3 protein-coding genes are annotated in these 1,501 nt (G+C 37.9%); all 3 read left to right on the top strand.

Features of this window, described 5'->3' with window-relative positions; translation table 11 throughout:
• Positions 1–120 precede the first annotated feature (120 nt).
• The 3 genes from NNC77_RS16435 to rhuM are packed head-to-tail and all read left to right on the top strand — an operon-like array spanning position 121 to position 1,278.
• The gene (locus NNC77_RS16435; protein ID WP_144151071.1) at positions 121–606 is read left to right on the top strand and encodes a DUF3990 domain-containing protein; all 486 of its coding nucleotides are present in this window, start codon (positions 121–123) and stop codon (positions 604–606) included.
• A 2-nt stretch (positions 607–608) separates the two neighbouring features.
• Entirely contained in the window at positions 609–815 is a 207-nt protein-coding gene (locus tag NNC77_RS16430; RefSeq protein ID WP_006848384.1) for a DUF3791 domain-containing protein, read from the top strand.
• 7 nt (positions 816–822) lie between these two features.
• Complete coding sequence (gene rhuM / locus NNC77_RS16425) at positions 823–1,278, top strand: RhuM family protein (RefSeq protein WP_254971916.1); 456 nt, start codon at positions 823–825, stop codon at positions 1,276–1,278.
• Positions 1,279–1,501: the final 223 nt, after the last annotated feature.

The following is a 1,501-nucleotide window of genomic DNA, read 5'->3' as shown; positions in this document are numbered from 1 at the left end:
TTTTAAATATGCGTGCAAAGATACAAAATCAAATCGAATACACTACAAAAAGTCCGTAAACTTTTGAGTATTAATAACTTATTTAATAATCGTCTCGTTTTAACGGGACACTAGTGAATAATGGAAAAGCAAATATTATATCATGGTTCAAATGTCATTGTTGAGCATCCTTTAGTAAGCATTGGAAGAAAGGACTTGGATTTCGGTCCAGGATTCTATCTTACGCCTTTGTTTGAACAAGCTTCCAAATGGGCTGTCCGTATCAAGACCATCAGACGAGCCAAGCAAGCTATAGTGAACACCTATGAGTTCGCTCTACCACAAGACAGCAAGGTAAAACGATTTGATGCTTACGATAAGGAATGGCTCGACTTCATTGTTGACAGCAGAAAAGGAAAGCAGCCTTGGAGTGGGTATGACATCATTGAAGGAGGAGTGGCTGACGACCGTGTAATTGATGCAGTAGAAGCCTATATCAATGGCTATGCAGATGTTGAGCATACTCTTCGCCAGTTGGTTTATCACAAGCCCAACTATCAGATTTGCATTTTAAGCCAGGAGATAGTTGATAAGTATTTACAATTCAAATCATATGAAAGGATATAATTATGTTGGATTTCTTATTATGGAATAAAATCGCTCGTATCATAAAGCAGTTAGCCGATACGTTACATATATCAACCGACAGAGCATTACAGATATTCTATGACTCTGATGTTTGCCGTATGCTGCATGACAAAGAACTTGGCTTGCATCTGATGAGTGATACATATATTGTAAATGACTTGATAGAAGAGCTAAGGAATAAGCAATAGCGTAACAATGGAAGCAAATAATAATAAGATAACTTGCCCGAAATGCAACTCGCAGAATGTGCAATCTGAAGGGATGATTCATCTCTGCATGGATTGTGGATATAAATGGGAGGATGAAGTGCAGACGGATTTGGGCGAAATGATTATTTACCAATCTGATGAAGGTGTAAGACTTGACGTGAGATTGGAGAATAAAACCGTGTGGTTGAATCAAGAGCAAATAGGTGCTTTGTTTAATAAAAGTAAAGCAACTATTAGTGAACATATTTCCAATATTTTCAAAGAAGGAGAATTGGACGAAAAAGTGGTTGTTCGGAAATTCCGAACAACCACTCAACATGGTGCTTTAGAGGGGAAAACGCAGAGTAAAGAGGTAAAATACTACAATCTTGATGTTATTATCTCTGTGGGGTATAGTGTAAAATCTATTCAAGGTGCACGCTTCCGTCAGTGGGCTAGGTAATAAGTGACAATAAAAATGCCCTTGTTGTTATACTTAAATAGCTAAAGACCAATCGGTTAACTTGAAGTGTGGCAATAGTGGCAATAGTTTTAGAAAAACATTTCGGCTCTTCGCAAATTTTGGTGCACATAGTGCTAAAGCTTAAGCGCAACCTTTTTCTCCAACAAGGTGATGGAGGCTCGTCCTGCCATAATTCGTTTTACTGTTTTTATCTTGCATACCG

Origin of the sequence: Segatella copri (assembly GCF_024330485.1) — a bacterium.
Taxonomy (GTDB): domain Bacteria; phylum Bacteroidota; class Bacteroidia; order Bacteroidales; family Bacteroidaceae; genus Prevotella; species Prevotella copri_L.
The sequence above is the reverse complement of the archived record's forward strand: the minus strand, read 5'-3'. Positions and strand labels throughout refer to the sequence as shown.